The organism is Pseudomonas sp. TSO6, from assembly GCF_056098905.1.
In genome coordinates, this window is sequence record NZ_JBLZWV010000042.1 from 79,055 (window position 1) to 94,861 (window position 15,807).

Consider the following 15,807-nt stretch of genomic DNA (forward strand, 5'->3'; position numbering starts at 1 on the left):
GCCGGCCTCTTCGCGGGCTCGCCCGCGAAGGGGCCGGCACAGGTAACACAAAAAACCCCTACCCACCTCTAACCAATTAGTTATAAGATAACATTTCACATGACATTCATTCCTATCAGCGACCCTCCATGACAAGCGCCAGCGCCACGCCCTCCTTGATCACCCAGCGCCTGCAGAGCATCGATGCCCTGCGCGGCCTGGTGATTCTGTTCATGCTTCTGGACCACGTCCGCGAAACGTTCTACCTGCACCGCCAGGTCAGCGACCCGATGACCATCGACGCCACAGAGCCTTCGCTGTTCTTCAGCCGCACCCTGGCCCACCTGTGTGCGCCAGTGTTCGTCCTGCTGACCGGCCTGTCGGCCTGGCTGTATGGCGAAAAACACCAGGGCCGTGGCGATGTCTCGGCGTTCCTGTTCAAGCGCGGGCTGTTCCTGGTGGTGCTGGAATTCACCCTGGTCAACTTCGCCTGGACCTTCCAGCTGCCCCCTAGCGTCATCTACCTACAAGTCATCTGGGCCATCGGCGTCAGCATGATCGCCCTGTCGCTGCTGGTATGGCTGCCACGTGCCGCCCTGCTCGCCCTGGGCGCAGTCATTGTCGCCGGCCACAACCTGCTCGACGGCCTGCACTTTGGCGTGGAGTCTGCCCTGCACGTGCCATGGGCAATCCTGCACGACCGTGGCTGGCTTGAGTTCTCCGAAAACCTGCGCCTGCGCACGTCTTACCCGGTGCTGCCTTGGATCGGCGTCATCGCCCTGGGTTATGGGCTGGGGCCCTGGTTCGCCCGTGGCAGCCTGGCCGGCCAACGCCAGCAGCGCCTGCTGCTGACTGGGCTGATCGCATTGCTCGGCTTTGTCGTGTTGCGCCTGTTCAACGGCTATGGCGAGGCGCCGTGGAGCGGTTACCCGACCCTCACCCAAACCGTGATGAGCTTCTTCAACATCACCAAATACCCGCCGTCACTGCTGTTCCTGGCCCTGACCCTGGGCTGCGGCCTGCTGTTGCTGCGCGCCTTCGAGCGCGCCGGCCAGGCCCGGTGGATCAGCGCGCTGGCAGTGTTTGGCGCAGCACCGATGTTCTTCTACCTGTTGCACCTGTACGTGCTGAAGCTGCTGTACCTGGCCTGCGTGGCGCTGTTCGGCCTCAACCATGGCGACTATTTCGGTTTCGACGGCATCACGGCGGTGTGGCTGGGTGCAGCGGCGCTGGCGGTTTCGCTGTACTTGCCGGTGCGCGGGTTCGCCCGCCTGAAAGCGCGCCGCCGCGACATCACCTGGCTGAAGTACTTCTGAAAAGCGTTTTCACCCGGCGGCGCGATGGTCTACCATGCGGGCCGCCGGTTTCCACCACGGAATTAATAGGGAATCCCAGGCCCGTCAATACGGGCCAAACGGAACTGCCCCCGCAACTGTAGGTGCCGAGCCTGCTCCATCGATGCCACTGGGCCACGCGCCCGGGAAGGCCGGAGCCGGGCCATGACGCACCAGTCAGGAGACCTGCCGGCCTACATTTACCAACCGGCGGGGTGTCCGGGATTGGCCATCAGTGTTGCCCCTGCCATCGGCGGGGCTCGGCGATGCCTGTCCGTGCGTTCCTCACCCGAACTGTCCGATAGGAGATCGCCCAGCATGCTGCCCCGTTTCGCCACCCTGCTCGCCGGCCTTGGCCTTACTGGCCTGGCCCAGGCCGCTGCCACCCACTACCCGCTCACGGTCGAGAACTGCGGCAAACCGCAAACCTTCGCCCAGGCGCCGCAGCGCGCCGTCACCATCGGCCAGGCCGGCACCGAGATGCTCTACGCACTCGGGCTGGGCGACAGGCTGGCGGGCACTTCGCTGTGGTTCAACAACGTGCTGCCCGAGTACCAGGCGCAGAACGACAAGGTGCCGCGCCTGGCCGACAACGACCCCAGCTTCGAGGCCGTGGTCGGCAAGCGCCCGCAACTGGTAACGGTGCAGTTCGAATGGATGGTCGGCGCCCAGGGTGTGGTCGGCACCCGCGAGCAGTTCGATGAACTGAAGATCCCCACCTACCTGCTGCCGTCGGACTGCGAAGGCAAGGACAACCTGGTCGGCGCCGACGGTACCCGCCTGCAGGCGTTCCAGGTCAGCAGCATCTACAAGAGCGTCAGCCAGCTGGCCGAGATCTTTGATGTGCAGGACCGCGGCACTGCGTTGAATGCCGAGCTGAAAGGCCGCCTGGACAGCGCCAAGGCACAACTGGCCGGCAAGGACCTGTCCACCACTTCGGCACTGTTCTGGTTCTCCAGCGCCGACCTCGACATCGACCCTTACGTGGCGGGCCGTCAAGGGGTCGCTGACTTCATGCTGCGCACGTTGGGCGTGCGCAATGTGGTCGAGTCCACCGAAGAGTGGCCTACCGTAGGCTGGGAAACCCTGACCAAGGCCAACCCCACCTGGCTGATCATCGCCCGCATGGACCGCCGCCGCTTCCCCGCCGACGACTACCAGAAAAAGCTGGAATTCCTGCGCAACGACCCGGTAACCCGCAACATGGACGCGGTGAAGCACAACCGCATCATCGTCCTCGACGCCGACGCCATGCAGGCCGGCATCCGTTTGTTCCGTGGCCTGCAGACTCTGTCCGCCGCCTTCGCCAGCGGTAAAGCGGCCCAGTGATGATTCGCCTGTTACCCTGCATCGCAATCGCCTTGGCGGCACTGTTGGCCGCCTTGCTGGCCGGCACTGCCATCGGTGAGACCAACCTGTCACCCAGCGTGGTCGGCCAGGTGCTGGCCAACCACCTGTGGCAGGCCGGCTACCCGGTTGACCCGATCGACGCCGGCATCGTCTGGAACTACCGCCTGACCCGCACCCTGGTCGCTGCAGCCTGCGGTGCCGGCCTGGCCACCTGCGGTGTGGTGCTCCAGGCGCTGCTGCGCAACCCGCTGGCCGAGCCGTACCTGCTGGGCTTGTCGGCCGGCGCCTCGACCGGTGCAGTGCTGGTCGGCCTGCTGGGCCTGGGTAGCCTGGCGCTGAGCATGTCCGGTGGCGCCTTCATCGGTGCATTGGCTGCGTTCGCCCTGGTGCTGCTACTGGCCCGCGCGGCCGGCCCAGGCAGCAACAACGCGCAGGTGATCCTCGCCGGCATCGCCGGCTCGCAACTGTTCACCGCCCTCACCGCTTTTCTCATCACCAAGTCGGCCACCGCCGAACAGGCACGCGGCATCCTGTTCTGGCTACTGGGCAATCTCAGCGGCGTGCGTTGGCCTTCCGTGTGGCTGGCTGTGCCGGTGGCGCTGTTCGGCCTGGTGGTGTGCCTGTTGCACCGCCGCGCGCTGGACGCCTTCACCTTCGGCGCCGATTCGGCTGCATCGCTGGGCATCCCGGTGCGGCGCACCCAGTTACTGCTGATCAGTTGCACGGCACTGGTCACGGCGGTGATGGTGTCCATCGTCGGCGCCATCGGCTTTGTCGGGCTGGTAATCCCGCATGCCCTGCGCCTGCTGCTCGGCCCCGGGCACAGCCGCCTGTTGCCCGCCAGCGCACTGGGCGGCGCACTGTTCCTGATTGCCGCCGACGTCCTTTCGCGCACCTTGATTACAGGCCAGGTGATTCCCGTGGGCGTGGTAACCGCACTGATCGGTGCACCGGTGTTCGCACTGATTCTGGTCAGCCGCCGAGGGCACTCATGACGGTCATGATCGCTGCACAGCTTGCGCCACTGAGCTGCCAGGGCCTGGGGCTGCAACTGGCCGGCAATACCGTGCTGCGCGATATCGACCTGCACGTTGTAGCAGGTGAAACCCTGGGCATTGTCGGCCCCAACGGCTCCGGCAAATCCTCACTGCTCAAGCTGCTGGCCGGGCTGCGCAAGCCGGCCAGCGGCAGCGTGCAACTGCTGGGCGAACCGCTGGCACAGCTGCCCCGCCGCCGTGTTGCACAGGCCCTGGCGCTGGTTGAGCAACAGGCTGACACCCTCGATGCAATCAGTGTGTTCGATGCCGTTGCCCTGGGCCGTACGCCTTGGTTGTCGGCACTGGCACCGTTCTCTGGGGAGGACCGTGCCATCGTCGAGCAGGCCCTGGCTGACCTCGACGCCCTGCACCTGCGCACACGCCTGTGGGGTTCGCTGTCGGGCGGCGAGCGCCAGCGCGTGCACATCGCCCGCGCCTTGGCGCAACGGCCACAGGTACTGTTGCTGGACGAGCCGACCAACCACCTGGACATTCAGCACCAGCTAAGCCTGCTGCAGCAGGTTCAAGCCTTGCCGGTCACCACGCTGGTGGCCTTGCACGACCTCAACCAGGCACTCACCTGCGACCGCGTCGCGGTGCTCGACAAGGGCCACCTGGTCGCCCTTGGCAAACCGTTCGACGTCCTCACCCCCGAGCGCCTGCTGTGCACCTTCGGCGTACATGCCCGCTACCTCACCGACCCCTTCGATGGCGCGCGCATCCTGCGTTTTCGCGCCCCCTGAACCAGGAAGTTCTACTGATGCTGCTGCGCCCTGTTGCCCTGCTGCTTGCCAGCGCCCTGCTTGCCCCCGCCGCACTGGCCGAGGTGCATGAAGTGAAAATGCTCAACCGCGGCAGCGAAGGCGCCATGGTGTACGAGCCGGACCACCTGCGCATTGCCCCCGGCGACACCGTGCGCTTTCTGCCCACCCAGAGCGGGCACAATGCGGCCAGCGTGCCCGGCCTGCTGCCCACCGGCGCCGAACCCTTCAAGAGCAAACTGAACCAGCCGTTCGAGCAAACCTTCAGCGTGCCGGGCGTATACGGCATCCAGTGCATTCCGCACCTGGCGATGGGCATGGTGATGGTGATCCAGGTGGGTGATGCGCCGGCTGCCGAATTGCCAGCCAGCTTGCCTGCACGGGCGCATGCCCGCTTCGCGGCCCAGTTGCAGAAGCTCGAGGCCGCGCGATGAACCGGCTGTTGTTGGCGTTGCCGTTGCTGGGTTTGTCGCCCTTGGCCCTGGCCGACTCCGCGCAGTCGCAAAGCAACGGTTTTGTCGAAGGCAGCAGCTGGAGCATCCTCAACCGCAGCGTATTCGACCAACGCGACTACAAGCACGGTGGGCGCAACAGTGCCGCGCGCAATGCCTACAAACCGCGCAACGAACGTAATGGCAAGGCCGAGGAATGGGGCTACGGTTTGATGGGGACATTTCAGTCCGGCTTCACCCAGGGCCTGATCGGTGTTGGCGTCGATGCCCATGGCTATCTGGGCGTGCAACTCGACAGTGGCGGCGGGCGCGCAGGCAAAGCGCGCCTGCTGGGGGTAGATAACGATGGGCACCCGAAAAACGAATACAGCCGTGCAGGCGCAGCGCTGAAGTTGCGGGCGTCCAATACCGTGCTCTCCTATGGCGAGCAACGGGTCAAGACCCCGGTATTCAGCTCTTCCGACAGCCGCCTGCTGCCCGAAACCGCTACAGGGTTCTTCCTCACCAGCAACGATTTCGACACGCTCAAGCTGCTGGCCGGGCACTTCAACGAAAGCACCGACCGCAATGCCTCCAGCCACGACAAGGGCTTCGTGGTGAACTACTCCAACGGCAAGCAAGGCAACAGTTTCGACCTGGCCGGTGTGGTGTGGAACCCCGGCGCAGCGTTCACTGGCAGCCTTTATACCTCGCGCTACGAAAACAGCTGGAACCAGCACTACCTGGGCAGTACCCTCAGCCATGCGCTGGATGACCGACGCAGCATCAGCCTGGACCTCAACCTGTACCGCACCACAGACACTGGCAAGGCGCTGTCCGGGCGCATCGACAACACCACCTGGAGCCTGGTCTCGCGCTACAGCCAGGGGCCGCACGGTTTCAGCCTTGGCTGGCAGCAGGTCGACGGCAACACCCCGTTCGACTACGTGACGCGAGGGGCAATCTTCATTGCCAACGCCGTGCAGATGTCGGACTTCAACGCCCCGAACGAGAAGTCCTGGCAGGCACGCTATGACCTGAACATGGGGGCCTATGGGGTGCCGGGGTTGAACCTCACGGCGCTGTACGTGAGGGGGTTCGATATCGACGGCACACATGTCGACCCCAATGGCGGGTATGCGTACCTGGGGTATGGCAAGGGTGGCAAGCATTGGGAGCGCGACCTGGAGGCGCGGTATGTGGTGCAGAGCGGCAAAGCCAAGGGGACGACGTTCTCGGTGAGGCATAACGTGCACCGGGGGAACACGGCGCAGGCTGAGCTGGACGGGGACCAGATACGGTTGGCGGTGGAGTGGCCGTTGTCCGGGGGGTTCTGATAGATCGAGTTGCCTGATGGAGCCGGGGGCTGCTTTGCAGCCCATCGCGAAGCAAGGCCGCTCCTACAGGCATCGCGAAAAACCCGGGCTGCGCGACGCCTCTAGGAGCCGCCCAGGCTCTGTCATGCGAGCGAGCTACCCGCAGGCAACAACCCCCACTCCATCCGCTCCTGTTCATTCATCGCGACCAGCACCTCGGCAAACGCCCGTTCCAGCTCTGAACTGACGTTGCCAAACACCTGGTAATTGGTCAGCAGATACCGCTTCACCACCCTCGGCCAACGGCGTTCCTTGTGCGCCGCATTGATGATGCCCTTGGCGTCATGGTAGGTCGCCCCCCGCCACAGTTCTATCAACCTTTTTTCAAAATCCGCAAAGGTCCACCGGTCAATACGCTCTTCAAATTCGTCCAGCAGCTTGAGTTTGTACAGGGCCATGTATGGCATCGTGAGTCTCCCTCGGGTGCAGTGAGCAAGCCGTGCACAGGGGAAGGTAAGCAAGCCGGGCCGGTTTTGAAATGAACGCGTCGATCACGCCAAAAGCGCCGCTGTAGGCGCTTTCCCACAGGTCAGGGCAATCGCAAGTGCATGTGCGTAGTCTGCCAGACCGGGTCTTGCTCCACATCCACCACCGCGAACCCTTGCCGCTCCCAGAACGCAATGGCACCCGGCAGAAACGGATGCGTATGCAGGTACAGGCAGCCGATGCCTGCCTGCTCCGCCCGCTCGCGCAACGCGCCGAACAACGCGGCAGCCAGGCCATGCCGGCGGTAGGCCGGCAGCACGAACAGGCGTACCACTTCGACTACCCGCTCAGCGTGGTAATCAAGCTGGGCAAAGCGGTGGTCATAGGGCACGTAGCCGATCACCGCGACCAGCCGCCCGTCATCACGGGCCTCAAGAAAGCATCCCGCGCCGTCCAGGTAGGTGTCGGCAAAATGCGCAAGGTCGTGCGGCAATGGCGCCTTCGCAAGCATCGGGAAGAGCTCGCGGCGAGCGTTATCGACAAACGCCACGACTTCGGCAATGGCGACGCGCGCCACAGGTTGCAGGGTCCAGTTCGGCATGGGGCTGCTGGCAGTGGTTGGAGGGCACGGTTCTACCGCAGCGCGCCGTTCAAGGCAAATCACAAAGCTCGTCGTGGCCAGGCGGACATCGGTATAATCGGCAGTCTTCACTGCCCGACCAGGCCACGCCATGCCTCGCTTCCAGAAGTTGCTGTTGCCCCTGCTGCTGACTGCCGCCCTCACCGCCTGCGACCAGAAGCCCTCCCGCGAAGATCAGATCCTCGCCCAGCTGCCGCTGCAGGATGCCTACACCCACAACATCGAGCGCATGGCCACGCTGCTGGGCCGCACTCATCCGCAGCTGTCGCAGGCCACCATCCAGGATGTACTGCGCAAGTACCTGACCGTCGAGGACCAGCGCCAGGACTTGTTCCGGCTGTACAGCGAAAAGAACTTCAGCGACGCCGAATTTGCCACCATCGTTGCCGCCACCCAGGACCCCGCCAAGGCCAGGGCGCTGGAAGACACCGAAGCCGGCAAGCGCCTGAGCGAAAAACTCACCGCGCTGATGCGCGAAACCGCCCGCGACGTCAAGGTGCAAGCGCTGGTGGAGCGGCGCATGCAGCAGGTGGAAGACGAGCTGAACGCACTGGACAGGCCTGGTTCCTGAACGCGGCGCCCCATCCCCCCCTAGCGCGAAAGGTCGTCGCTACTTTCAATCACCCGAGGTCAGGATTGCCACACGCCAAGCACGGATTGCGCCTGGATCTACGCACACTCATTCTGGTGCTTTGCGCCCTCACCGCCCTGGTCATGCTGTGCGCCAGCTATTTCGCCAGCTACCGGGTGCAGCGCCAGCTGCTGATCGACCACGCCCTGGAAGCCAACCGGGTGTATGCGATGAAGCTGGCCAGCATCACCGAAACCTTCATCGGCAACGCCCAGCAGCAGTTGGCCTTCAGCGCCGGCGTACAAGGCCGGCAGCTGGGCGATGCCGCTGCGCTGCTGGTGGAGACCGACCGTGTATTGAGCCAGAGCATGGCCTTCAACTCCACCTTCGTGATCGATGCCAACGGCGTGCTGCTGGCAGTATCCCCTGCCCCGCTACGGCACCTGCTCGGCAGCCACGTACAGTCGCCCGGCGCTCAGGAAGCATTGCAAGAACGCCGCCCGCTGGTTTCCACACCCTACCTTTCGGCGGCCGACAACCTGGTGGTGGCGCTGTCGCAACCCGTTTTCGACAGCAACGGTCGCTACATGGGGTATGTCGGTGGCAGCCTGTACCTGCGTGAACGCAACATCCTCAACAGCTTGCTGGGCGAACATTTCTACAAGGACGGTTCGTACCTGTATGTGGTCGACCGCAACCGCCGCCTGCTGTATCACCCCGATAGCGAACGGGTCGGCACAGTGGTGGAGGGCAATGCGCTGATCGACCAGCTGGCGACCCTAAACAACGGTACCCGGCAACTGACCAACAGCCAGGGTGTGGAAATGCTCGCCGGGTTTGCCACTGTACCCAGCGCCGGCTGGGGGGTAGTGGCGCAGCAACCGCTGGCGCAGACGGTGACGCCACTGAACCACCTGATCCTCAACGTGGTGGGCACTTCTGCGCCCCTGGCGCTGGTGGGCTGCCTGCTGCTGTGGTGGCTGGCCATGACCATCGCCCGGCCGCTGTGGCAACTGGCTGCCGGTGCCCGAGCGATGGACCGTGCTGGCACCGCCGAGCGCTTGCATCGCGTGCGGGCCTGGTACTTCGAGGCAGCCGAACTCAAGCGCGCCCTGTTGATCGGGCTGAACCTGCTGCAGGAGCGCATCGGCCGGCTCAACCGTGACGCCCAGACCGACCCGCTGACCGGCCTGGGCAACCGCCGCAGCCTGGAATTCAGCCTGTCATTGCTGGAAGCCGAAGGCCGCGCCTTTGCGGCCATCGTGCTGGACATCGACCATTTCAAACAGGTCAATGACAACCATGGGCACGAGGTCGGCGACCAGGTGCTGCGCCGCCTGGCAGAGCTGATGCGCCGCTGCTGCCGCGAGGGCGACCTGCTGTGCCGCACCGGCGGCGAGGAATTCTTGATGCTGCTGCCGGGGGCCAGCCTGGACGTGGCCGCCGTGGTGGCCGAGCGGCTGCGGGTCACGGTGCAGGATACGCCCGTGCAGCCGGTGGGCGCGGTGACGGTTTCGCTGGGGGTGGCACGCTGGGATGGCGAGGCTGGCAGCGGGCCCATGGACGCATTGAGCGAGGCAGACCGGGCGCTTTACCAGGCCAAGCAGGAGGGGCGTAACCGGGTAGCTATTGCCTGAACCGGCCTCTGCGCAGGTACAGCCAACGATGAAAGTGATTGTTGTAACAATCTTTGTCATAAAACTGTCTTGTTCCGGTCATAGGATTGACCACAACCTGACATTTTCATTTCATGGATGAGCGTCTCATGCGTCGTGTGGTTTTCAATCAGAAAGGTGGCGTCGGCAAGTCCAGCATCGCCTGCAACCTCGCCGCTGCCAGTGCCGCCGAGGGGTATCGGACCTTGCTGGTCGACCTCGACCCGCAGGCCAATGCCACTTACTACCTGACCGGCCTGGTCAACGACGCCATTCCTGCAGGCATCGCCGATTTCTTCCGCCAGACCCTGTCACCGGTCACGGCGGCCGGCAAGAAGCACCGGGTGGCGATCACCGAAACCCGCTACAGCAACCTGCACCTGGTCACCGCCAGCCCCGACCTCAGCGACCTGCAAAGCAAGCTTGAGAGCAAGTTCAAGATCAACAAGCTGCGCAAGTTGCTGGTGGAACTGGGCGAGGATTACGAGCGGATTTACATCGACACCCCGCCGGCGCTCAATTTCTACACCTTCAGCGCGCTTGTTGCGGCAGAGCGCCTGCTGATCCCGTTCGACTGCGACAGCTTCTCGCGTCAGGCCCTGCACAGTGTCATGGCCGAGGTCGAAGAACTGCGCCAGGACCACAACCCGGCGTTGCAGGTAGAAGGTGTGGTGGTCAACCAGTTCGCCGGGCGCACCGCCCTGCACCAGACCCTGGTCGACCAGTTGCGCAGCGAAGGCCTGCCGGTGCTGCCGGTGTACCTGAGCAATTCGATCAAGATGCGTGAATCGCACCAGGCGTCAGTGCCGTTGGTGCACCTGGCGCCACGGCACAAACTGGCGATGGAGTTTGTCGATTTGCTGGATGTGCTGGAGCGGGCGGCCTGATAGACCCTGGGGGGCGCTCTGCGCCCCTATCGCGACACAAGGCCGCTCCCACAGGAGATCGCGGTTGCCTGGACTGCCCCCAAAAACTTGCAGTAAAAGCACTACCCGACCGTTCATCCGGATGGTAGATTCGCCGCCATGAAAACCACCCGGCACACTCGCACGCTGACTGCATGGACGCTCTACGCCAGCGTCCTGTTCAGCCTGTTGCTGTGCGGCCTGCACCATGGCCAGATGGGTGGCCTGCGCCTGGCCGGCCTTGAAGGCGGCTTCTGCTCGGTCAACAGCGAACACGGCGTGGCCATCGACCTGGACGGTGCCGGCGGTGACCAGCACATGGCCCAGCTCGACTGCCCGGTGTGCTCCTCGTTTGGCCTGGCCGTACCGCTCAGCAGCGGCGGCTGGTCATTCACCCCGGCGCAGGCCGTGGCCACCTCGCCCATCGTCGTGCGCAGCTGGGCACAACCGCCACCGCGCTACCAACGCCCCGCCCTCAACCCCCGCGCCTCCCCCGCCGCCTTCCCCGCAGCCGTATTTCATTTCGCCTGACCCAGCCGGGCGCACCTGCGTGCGCGCTCGCCGTCAGCCATGACCTTTGCGTGGAAGACACACAAACATGCTTCGCAAGACCTCCCTGGTGCTCCTCATGGGCACCTGCAGCTTTGCCTGCGCTGAAACCGCCCCTGTCGAACTCGGCGCCACCACCATCGACGGCGAACGCGACGCCGCCAGCGGCGTGCAGCTGGACGAGCCGATCCGGACCGGTTCGCGCCTTGGCCTGACCGCGCGGGAAACGCCCGCCTCGGTCAGCGTCTCGGACCGCCGCCTGATCGAAGAACGCGGCGCCAAAGACAGCCAGGACGTGGTCAACGCCATGACCGGCGTCAACGCCTCCGCCAACCCAGGCTTTGGCGGCTTTGTCGCCTATCGCGGCTTTACCCAGAACCAGGTCACCCAGTTGTACAACGGCATCAACCTGGGCTACAGCAGCGCCACCCGGCCAGTGGACGCCTGGGTACTCGACCGCGTCGAGCTGATTGGAGGGCCGTCTTCGTTCCTGCATGGCGCGGGCGCAGTGGGCGGCTCGATCAACTACATCACCAAGCTCGCCAGCCGCGACCAGCAGATCATTGACGGGCGAATCCGCTATGGTAGTTTCGACGACAGCGAGGTGGCGTTCGGTATCAACCAGGCGCTGGCCAGCAACCCCGCCGATGCCCACCATTTCGCACGTCTGGACTTCAGCCGCGGGCATGGCAACGGCTTCGTCGACCGCAACGAACGGCACACCGACAGCCTGGCCTTTTCGCTGCTCAGCGACCTGGCACCCAACCTCACCCACACCCTGGCGCTGGAGTATCAGGAAGACCGCGAAGACAGCCCCTACTGGGGCTCACCGATCCTGCCCGGGCGCAGCACGATGAAGATCGACAACAGCCGCCGCTTCGAAAACTACAACGTAGCCGACGGCCGCTATGAGCAACGGGTGCGCTGGCTACGCTCGATCCTCGACTACCAGATCAGCGACAGCACCAGCGTGCAGAACACGCTGTACCACTACAACGCCCAGCGGGATTACCGCAACCTTGAGCGCTACGCCTACACCAGCGATGGCAAGGTGCAGCGCAGCAGCCCTTACCTGCAGCGCCACGACCAGAACCTGCTGGGCGACCGCATCGAGCTGCGCCACGATAACCAGCTGCTCGGCCTGGCCAGCCAATGGTCGCTGGGGCTGGAGTACTCGCGCATGCGCCAGACGCTCTACCCCACCTCCGCCAGCTGGAGTGACGTGGTCGATGCCGAGCACTTCGACCCCGGCAGCTTCGATGACATCCCCGGGGTGAATGCCGGCCTGACCAAGCAACGCCACCACGAGGTCATCAACCGCGCAGTGTTCGCCGAAAACCGCTTGCAGCTGACCGAGCGCCTGGCCCTGCTGACCGCCCTGCGCTACGACTACCTGGACATGGAGGTCACCAACTACGGCGCAGTCTCCCCCACCTCGCCGGCCTATTTCGAACGGCGCTGGGAACCGCTGTCCGGGCGCATCGGCCTGACCTATGCGTTGACACCTTCGGCTAGCGTGTACGTGCAGTACAGCTCTTCGGCCGATTTACCGGCCGGTTCGCTGGCAGCGGCGACCTACTCCAACGTCGGGCTGTTCGACCTGTCCAAGGGCGAACAGTGGGAAGTGGGCAGCAAGTTCGACTTCCTCGACGGGCGCGGTGCCGCCACGCTGGCGCTGTACCAGATCGTGCGCAAGGACTTTGCTGTGCGCGACTCGAACGACGCCAACCTCACAGTCCAGGCCGGGCAGCAGACCTCACGCGGCGTCGAACTGTCCGGGCGCTTGCAGGTAACGCCGAAACTGCTGGCCGAGGCCAACTATGCCTATGTCGATGCGCAGTACGATGAGTTCAACGAGGCGGTCAACGGCATATCGGTTTCACGCAAGGGCAATGCACCGACCAACGTACCGGCCAATGTCGCCAACCTGTGGCTGACCTACAGCGTGTCGTCGGCATGGTCGGTGGGCGCGGACGGGCGCTACGTGGGCTCGGTGTATGCCGACAACGCCAACAGCCTCAAGGCCCCGGCCTACACCCTGTTCGGCGCGTTTGCCCGCTACCGGCTGGATGAGCACACCACGCTGACCGGGCGGGTGCGCAACCTGACCGATGAGGTATATGCCAAGCAGGCCTACAACAGCCAGTACTACATGGGGCCGCCGCGCACCTTCGAATTGGCACTGGACATGCGCTTCTAACCTTAAGCTCGGTTACCCACTCTCGGCAGCGGGCACGACACCTGTAGGAGCAGCCTTGTGCTGCGAAGAGGCCATTGCAGCACAAGGTGATATTCAGCCCTTCCGGCCTCTTCGCAGCACAAGGCTGCTCCTACCGGGTGAGTGGTAACTTGAGTGATGGTGGAAAATAGTCGGTCCCACATTTATCCATACAAACCACACGCAGTCCTCACGCATTTCGCGTGATAATTTCTTGTCACCGCCGGCATGAGGGCCGGTTCCATCACATCAAGGAAGTTTCTGTGATCAGATCGTTGTCTCCGGCTATCGTGGCCGCCGCACTCATTGCCTTGGCGGGTTGCCAGAACCGGCCTGCCCCCGAGGCGGACAAGCAGGCGCGCCAGACCTTCGTCAGCGACATCCAACAAGCCCTGAAGCTGGGCATCGCCACAGCAGACACGGACAAGCAGGTCGGCGTGGTCATGCTGGATGTCAAACTCGACCAGCACTCCGCGCCCGTCAGTTGCAAAGCCAGCAACGCACCGATGAAGTACGAAAAGGTGCTGCCTGCCGACCTGGTCCGCTCGGACTTCAAGGCGTTGGCCAGCATGGTCGAGGCGCAATGCTGGAAGACCATCTATCCCGTGGTGCCCAAGTCGATGCGCGACGAGGACGGCACGGTGGAAATACGTGCGCCGTTGTTCGTGGATCTGCCCGCTGCCGCCCAGGCGCCAGATACCCCACGGCGCCAGGCCAATGCCCAACGTGAGTTTTTCTGGCAGCACCTGTTCCGCGACCAGCCGGTAAACAGCATCGGCAGGGCCTCGCTCTATTATGAGGCGAATGCGCAAGGCAAGGTCCAAGGTTGCCTGGTACAAATCTATCCCCACCCTACCCGGCCGGATGACTTTCGTCTCGATGGCAAGCTGCAAGCCGCACTCAACAGCCGCTGCATGGTGCTGGACCTGAGCAGCCTGCCGGGCTTCAAGGCTGACATGCACGGCAAAGCCGAAGGCTACAGCGAGCTGGAATACGCGCCATGGAAGGTCGGCCGGCTGTAAACCGTTACAGCGGTTGAATCAGGTATCCCGAGGTCGCCCTCGACAAAGCACCTTCCTGCACCCGGTTATCTACTGGCAAGCACAACAATGATGGCGCGGCCGGACCGCGCCACTTTCATCATGGCTGCCAATGGAACCGGAGAGCACCCGCATGTCCGCACCTCATGAGGTATCCCCCGCCACCCTGCGCAGGGTGATCGCCGCCTCGGCCATCGGCAATTTCGTCGAATGGTTCGACTTCGCCGTGTATGGCTTTCTCGCCACCCTGATCGCCAGCCAGTTCTTTGCCAGCGAAGACCCCAGCGTGGCGTTGCTCAAGACGTTCGCGGTGTTTGCCGTGGCATTTGCCCTACGCCCGCTGGGCGGGATCGTGTTCGGCGCGCTGGGCGACCGCCTTGGGCGCAAGCGTATCCTGTCGCTGACCATCCTCTTGATGGCCGGCTCCACCACGCTGATTGGCCTGCTGCCGACCTACGCCAGCATCGGCCTGGCAGCCCCCGTGCTGCTGACCCTGGCGCGCTGCCTTCAGGGTTTTTCTGCCGGTGGCGAGTACGCGGGGGCCTGCGCCTACCTGATGGAGCACGCGCCCAACGACAGGCGTGCCTTCTACGGCAGCTTCGTGCCGGTCTCGACCTTTTCCGCCTTCGCCTGCGCCGCCGTGATCGCCTATGGGCTGGAAGCCAGCCTGTCGGCCGAGGCGATGAATGCCTGGGGCTGGCGCGTTCCGTTCCTGATTGCCGCCCCGCTGGGGCTGGTCGGCCTGTACCTGCGCTGGCGCATGGAAGAAACCCCGGCATTTCGCGAAGCCGTCGCCCAGGGCAAGGAACATGAGCATTCACCGCTCAAGGACACCCTGCGTCACCATGGCCGGGTCATTCGCAACCTGGGGGCTTTCATCTCGCTGACCGCGCTGTCGTTCTACATGTTCACCACCTACTTCGCCACGTACCTGCAACTGGTGGGCAACCTGACCCGCGCGCAGTCGCTGCTGGTAACCACCGTGGCGCTGCTGTTCGCCGCCGTCGGCTGCCCGCTGGCCGGGGCATTCTCGGACCGGGTGGGGCGGCGCAAGACCATTGGCTTTACCTGCCTGTGGGTGATGCTGTGCGTGTTCCCGGCGTACTGGCTGGCCAGCTCGGGCTCGATGTCCGGCGCACTGCTGGGGGTGATCCTGCTGGCGGTGGGGGCTTTGTGCAGTGGCGTGGTGACCGCGGCGTTGCTGTCGGAGAGCTTCCCCACCCGCACCCGCTATACCGCTTCGGCGATTACCTACAACGTGGCCTATACGCTGTTTGGCGGTACGGCGCCGCTGGTGGCAACCTGGCTGATCGGGCAGACCGGCAGCAGCCTGGCACCAGCGTTTTACCTGGTGGTGATTGCGTTGGTGGCATTGGTGGGTGGGTTGGCGTTGCCGGAGACTTCGCGGATTTCGTTGCATGATGAGGTGGGAGTGGACCGCGTGCAGCCTGGAGCTCGTAGTACCGTTTGATATCTTGGGGCTGCTTTGCAGCCCATCGCGACACAAGGCCGCTCCCACAGGTAAATGTGCAATC

Annotated in this window: 15 protein-coding genes and 1 riboswitch; of the genes, 13 read left to right on the top strand and 2 right to left on the bottom strand. The window is 64.2% G+C overall.

Translation table 11 applies throughout. The annotated features are described in order from the left end of the window. Positions 1-128: 128 nt before the first annotated feature. The 6 genes from ACN6NG_RS19015 to ACN6NG_RS19040 all read left to right on the top strand — a co-directional run bounded on the left by ACN6NG_RS19015 (position 129) and on the right by ACN6NG_RS19040 (position 6,229). Entirely contained in the window at positions 129-1,295 is a 1,167-nt protein-coding gene (locus ACN6NG_RS19015) for an acetyltransferase domain-containing protein (RefSeq protein ID WP_403004514.1), read from the top strand. A 28-nt stretch (positions 1,296-1,323) separates the two neighbouring features. Next, positions 1,324-1,521, top strand: a riboswitch (cobalamin riboswitch). Positions 1,522-1,631: 110 nt separating this feature from the next. Then, positions 1,632-2,642, top strand: coding sequence for an ABC transporter substrate-binding protein (locus ACN6NG_RS19020; RefSeq protein WP_474315521.1), 1,011 nt, complete (start codon positions 1,632-1,634; stop codon positions 2,640-2,642). Then, complete coding sequence (locus ACN6NG_RS19025) at positions 2,642-3,658, top strand: FecCD family ABC transporter permease (RefSeq protein WP_016500443.1); 1,017 nt, start codon at positions 2,642-2,644, stop codon at positions 3,656-3,658. The genes ACN6NG_RS19020 and ACN6NG_RS19025 overlap by 1 nt, the downstream gene beginning before the upstream one ends. Then, positions 3,655-4,443, top strand: a complete 789-nt coding sequence (locus ACN6NG_RS19030) for an ABC transporter ATP-binding protein (RefSeq protein WP_016500444.1) — start codon at positions 3,655-3,657, stop codon at positions 4,441-4,443. The genes ACN6NG_RS19025 and ACN6NG_RS19030 overlap by 4 nt, the downstream gene beginning before the upstream one ends. 17 nt (positions 4,444-4,460) lie before the next feature. Beyond that, positions 4,461-4,895, top strand: coding sequence for a pseudoazurin (locus ACN6NG_RS19035; protein WP_258656381.1), 435 nt, complete (start codon positions 4,461-4,463; stop codon positions 4,893-4,895). After that, on the top strand, positions 4,892-6,229 hold the full coding sequence (locus tag ACN6NG_RS19040; protein WP_474315525.1) for an OprD family porin: 1,338 nt from the start codon (positions 4,892-4,894) through the stop codon (positions 6,227-6,229). Before ACN6NG_RS19035 ends, ACN6NG_RS19040 begins: the two co-directional genes overlap by 4 nt. A 122-nt stretch (positions 6,230-6,351) precedes the next feature. Here the strand turns inward: ACN6NG_RS19040 and ACN6NG_RS19045 are convergent, their stop codons facing one another. Beyond that, a complete protein-coding gene (locus tag ACN6NG_RS19045; RefSeq protein ID WP_229609169.1) occupies positions 6,352-6,666 on the bottom strand; it encodes a hypothetical protein in 315 nt (104 codons plus the stop codon). Between the two features lie 131 nt (positions 6,667-6,797). After that, positions 6,798-7,295 (bottom strand): GNAT family N-acetyltransferase, encoded by a 498-nt coding sequence (locus ACN6NG_RS19050; protein ID WP_016500448.1) that lies wholly within the window; start codon positions 7,293-7,295, stop codon positions 6,798-6,800. A gap of 130 nt (positions 7,296-7,425) precedes the next feature. Here ACN6NG_RS19050 and ACN6NG_RS19055 point away from each other — a divergent pair, with 130 nt between their 5' ends. The 7 genes from ACN6NG_RS19055 to ACN6NG_RS19085 all read left to right on the top strand — a co-directional run bounded on the left by ACN6NG_RS19055 (position 7,426) and on the right by ACN6NG_RS19085 (position 15,743). Then, entirely contained in the window at positions 7,426-7,905 is a 480-nt protein-coding gene (locus ACN6NG_RS19055) for a hypothetical protein (RefSeq protein WP_016500449.1), read from the top strand. 65 nt (positions 7,906-7,970) lie between these two features. Continuing rightward, complete coding sequence (locus ACN6NG_RS19060) at positions 7,971-9,542, top strand: sensor domain-containing diguanylate cyclase (protein WP_063427046.1); 1,572 nt, start codon at positions 7,971-7,973, stop codon at positions 9,540-9,542. Positions 9,543-9,670: 128 nt separating this feature from the next. After that, positions 9,671-10,447, top strand: a complete 777-nt coding sequence (locus ACN6NG_RS19065) for a ParA family protein (RefSeq protein ID WP_063427048.1) — start codon at positions 9,671-9,673, stop codon at positions 10,445-10,447. Between the two features lie 138 nt (positions 10,448-10,585). Then, a complete protein-coding gene (locus ACN6NG_RS19070; RefSeq protein ID WP_063427050.1) occupies positions 10,586-10,996 on the top strand; it encodes a DUF2946 family protein in 411 nt (136 codons plus the stop codon). 67 nt (positions 10,997-11,063) lie between these two features. Further along, on the top strand, positions 11,064-13,214 hold the full coding sequence (locus ACN6NG_RS19075; protein WP_063427052.1) for a TonB-dependent receptor: 2,151 nt from the start codon (positions 11,064-11,066) through the stop codon (positions 13,212-13,214). A gap of 281 nt (positions 13,215-13,495) precedes the next feature. Further along, on the top strand, positions 13,496-14,254 hold the full coding sequence (locus tag ACN6NG_RS19080) for a hypothetical protein (RefSeq protein WP_474315529.1): 759 nt from the start codon (positions 13,496-13,498) through the stop codon (positions 14,252-14,254). Between the two features lie 151 nt (positions 14,255-14,405). After that, positions 14,406-15,743 carry an MFS transporter gene (locus tag ACN6NG_RS19085; protein WP_063427055.1) on the top strand — a complete coding sequence of 446 codons (1,338 nt, stop codon included), beginning with the start codon at positions 14,406-14,408 and terminating at the stop codon, positions 15,741-15,743. Positions 15,744-15,807 lie beyond the last annotated feature (64 nt).

Excerpts from the sequence above, each read along its gene's own strand:
- ACN6NG_RS19065 (WP_063427048.1), top strand. The coding sequence starts at position 9,671 with ATGCGTCGTGTGGTTTTCAATCAGAAAGGTGGCGTCGGCAAGTCCAGC.
- ACN6NG_RS19030 (WP_016500444.1), top strand. The coding sequence starts at position 3,655 with ATGACGGTCATGATCGCTGCACAGCTTGCGCCACTGAGCTGCCAGGGC.
- ACN6NG_RS19085 (WP_063427055.1), top strand. The coding sequence starts at position 14,406 with ATGTCCGCACCTCATGAGGTATCCCCCGCCACCCTGCGCAGGGTGATC.
- ACN6NG_RS19070 (WP_063427050.1), top strand. The coding sequence starts at position 10,586 with ATGAAAACCACCCGGCACACTCGCACGCTGACTGCATGGACGCTCTAC.
- ACN6NG_RS19075 (WP_063427052.1), top strand. The coding sequence starts at position 11,064 with ATGCTTCGCAAGACCTCCCTGGTGCTCCTCATGGGCACCTGCAGCTTT.
- ACN6NG_RS19015 (WP_403004514.1), top strand. The coding sequence starts at position 129 with ATGACAAGCGCCAGCGCCACGCCCTCCTTGATCACCCAGCGCCTGCAG.
- ACN6NG_RS19025 (WP_016500443.1), top strand. The coding sequence starts at position 2,642 with ATGATTCGCCTGTTACCCTGCATCGCAATCGCCTTGGCGGCACTGTTG.
- ACN6NG_RS19040 (WP_474315525.1), top strand. The coding sequence starts at position 4,892 with ATGAACCGGCTGTTGTTGGCGTTGCCGTTGCTGGGTTTGTCGCCCTTG.
- ACN6NG_RS19055 (WP_016500449.1), top strand. The coding sequence starts at position 7,426 with ATGCCTCGCTTCCAGAAGTTGCTGTTGCCCCTGCTGCTGACTGCCGCC.
- ACN6NG_RS19050 (WP_016500448.1), bottom strand. The coding sequence starts at position 7,295 with ATGCCGAACTGGACCCTGCAACCTGTGGCGCGCGTCGCCATTGCCGAA.
- ACN6NG_RS19045 (WP_229609169.1), bottom strand. The coding sequence starts at position 6,666 with ATGGCCCTGTACAAACTCAAGCTGCTGGACGAATTTGAAGAGCGTATT.
- ACN6NG_RS19020 (WP_474315521.1), top strand. The coding sequence starts at position 1,632 with ATGCTGCCCCGTTTCGCCACCCTGCTCGCCGGCCTTGGCCTTACTGGC.
- ACN6NG_RS19035 (WP_258656381.1), top strand. The coding sequence starts at position 4,461 with ATGCTGCTGCGCCCTGTTGCCCTGCTGCTTGCCAGCGCCCTGCTTGCC.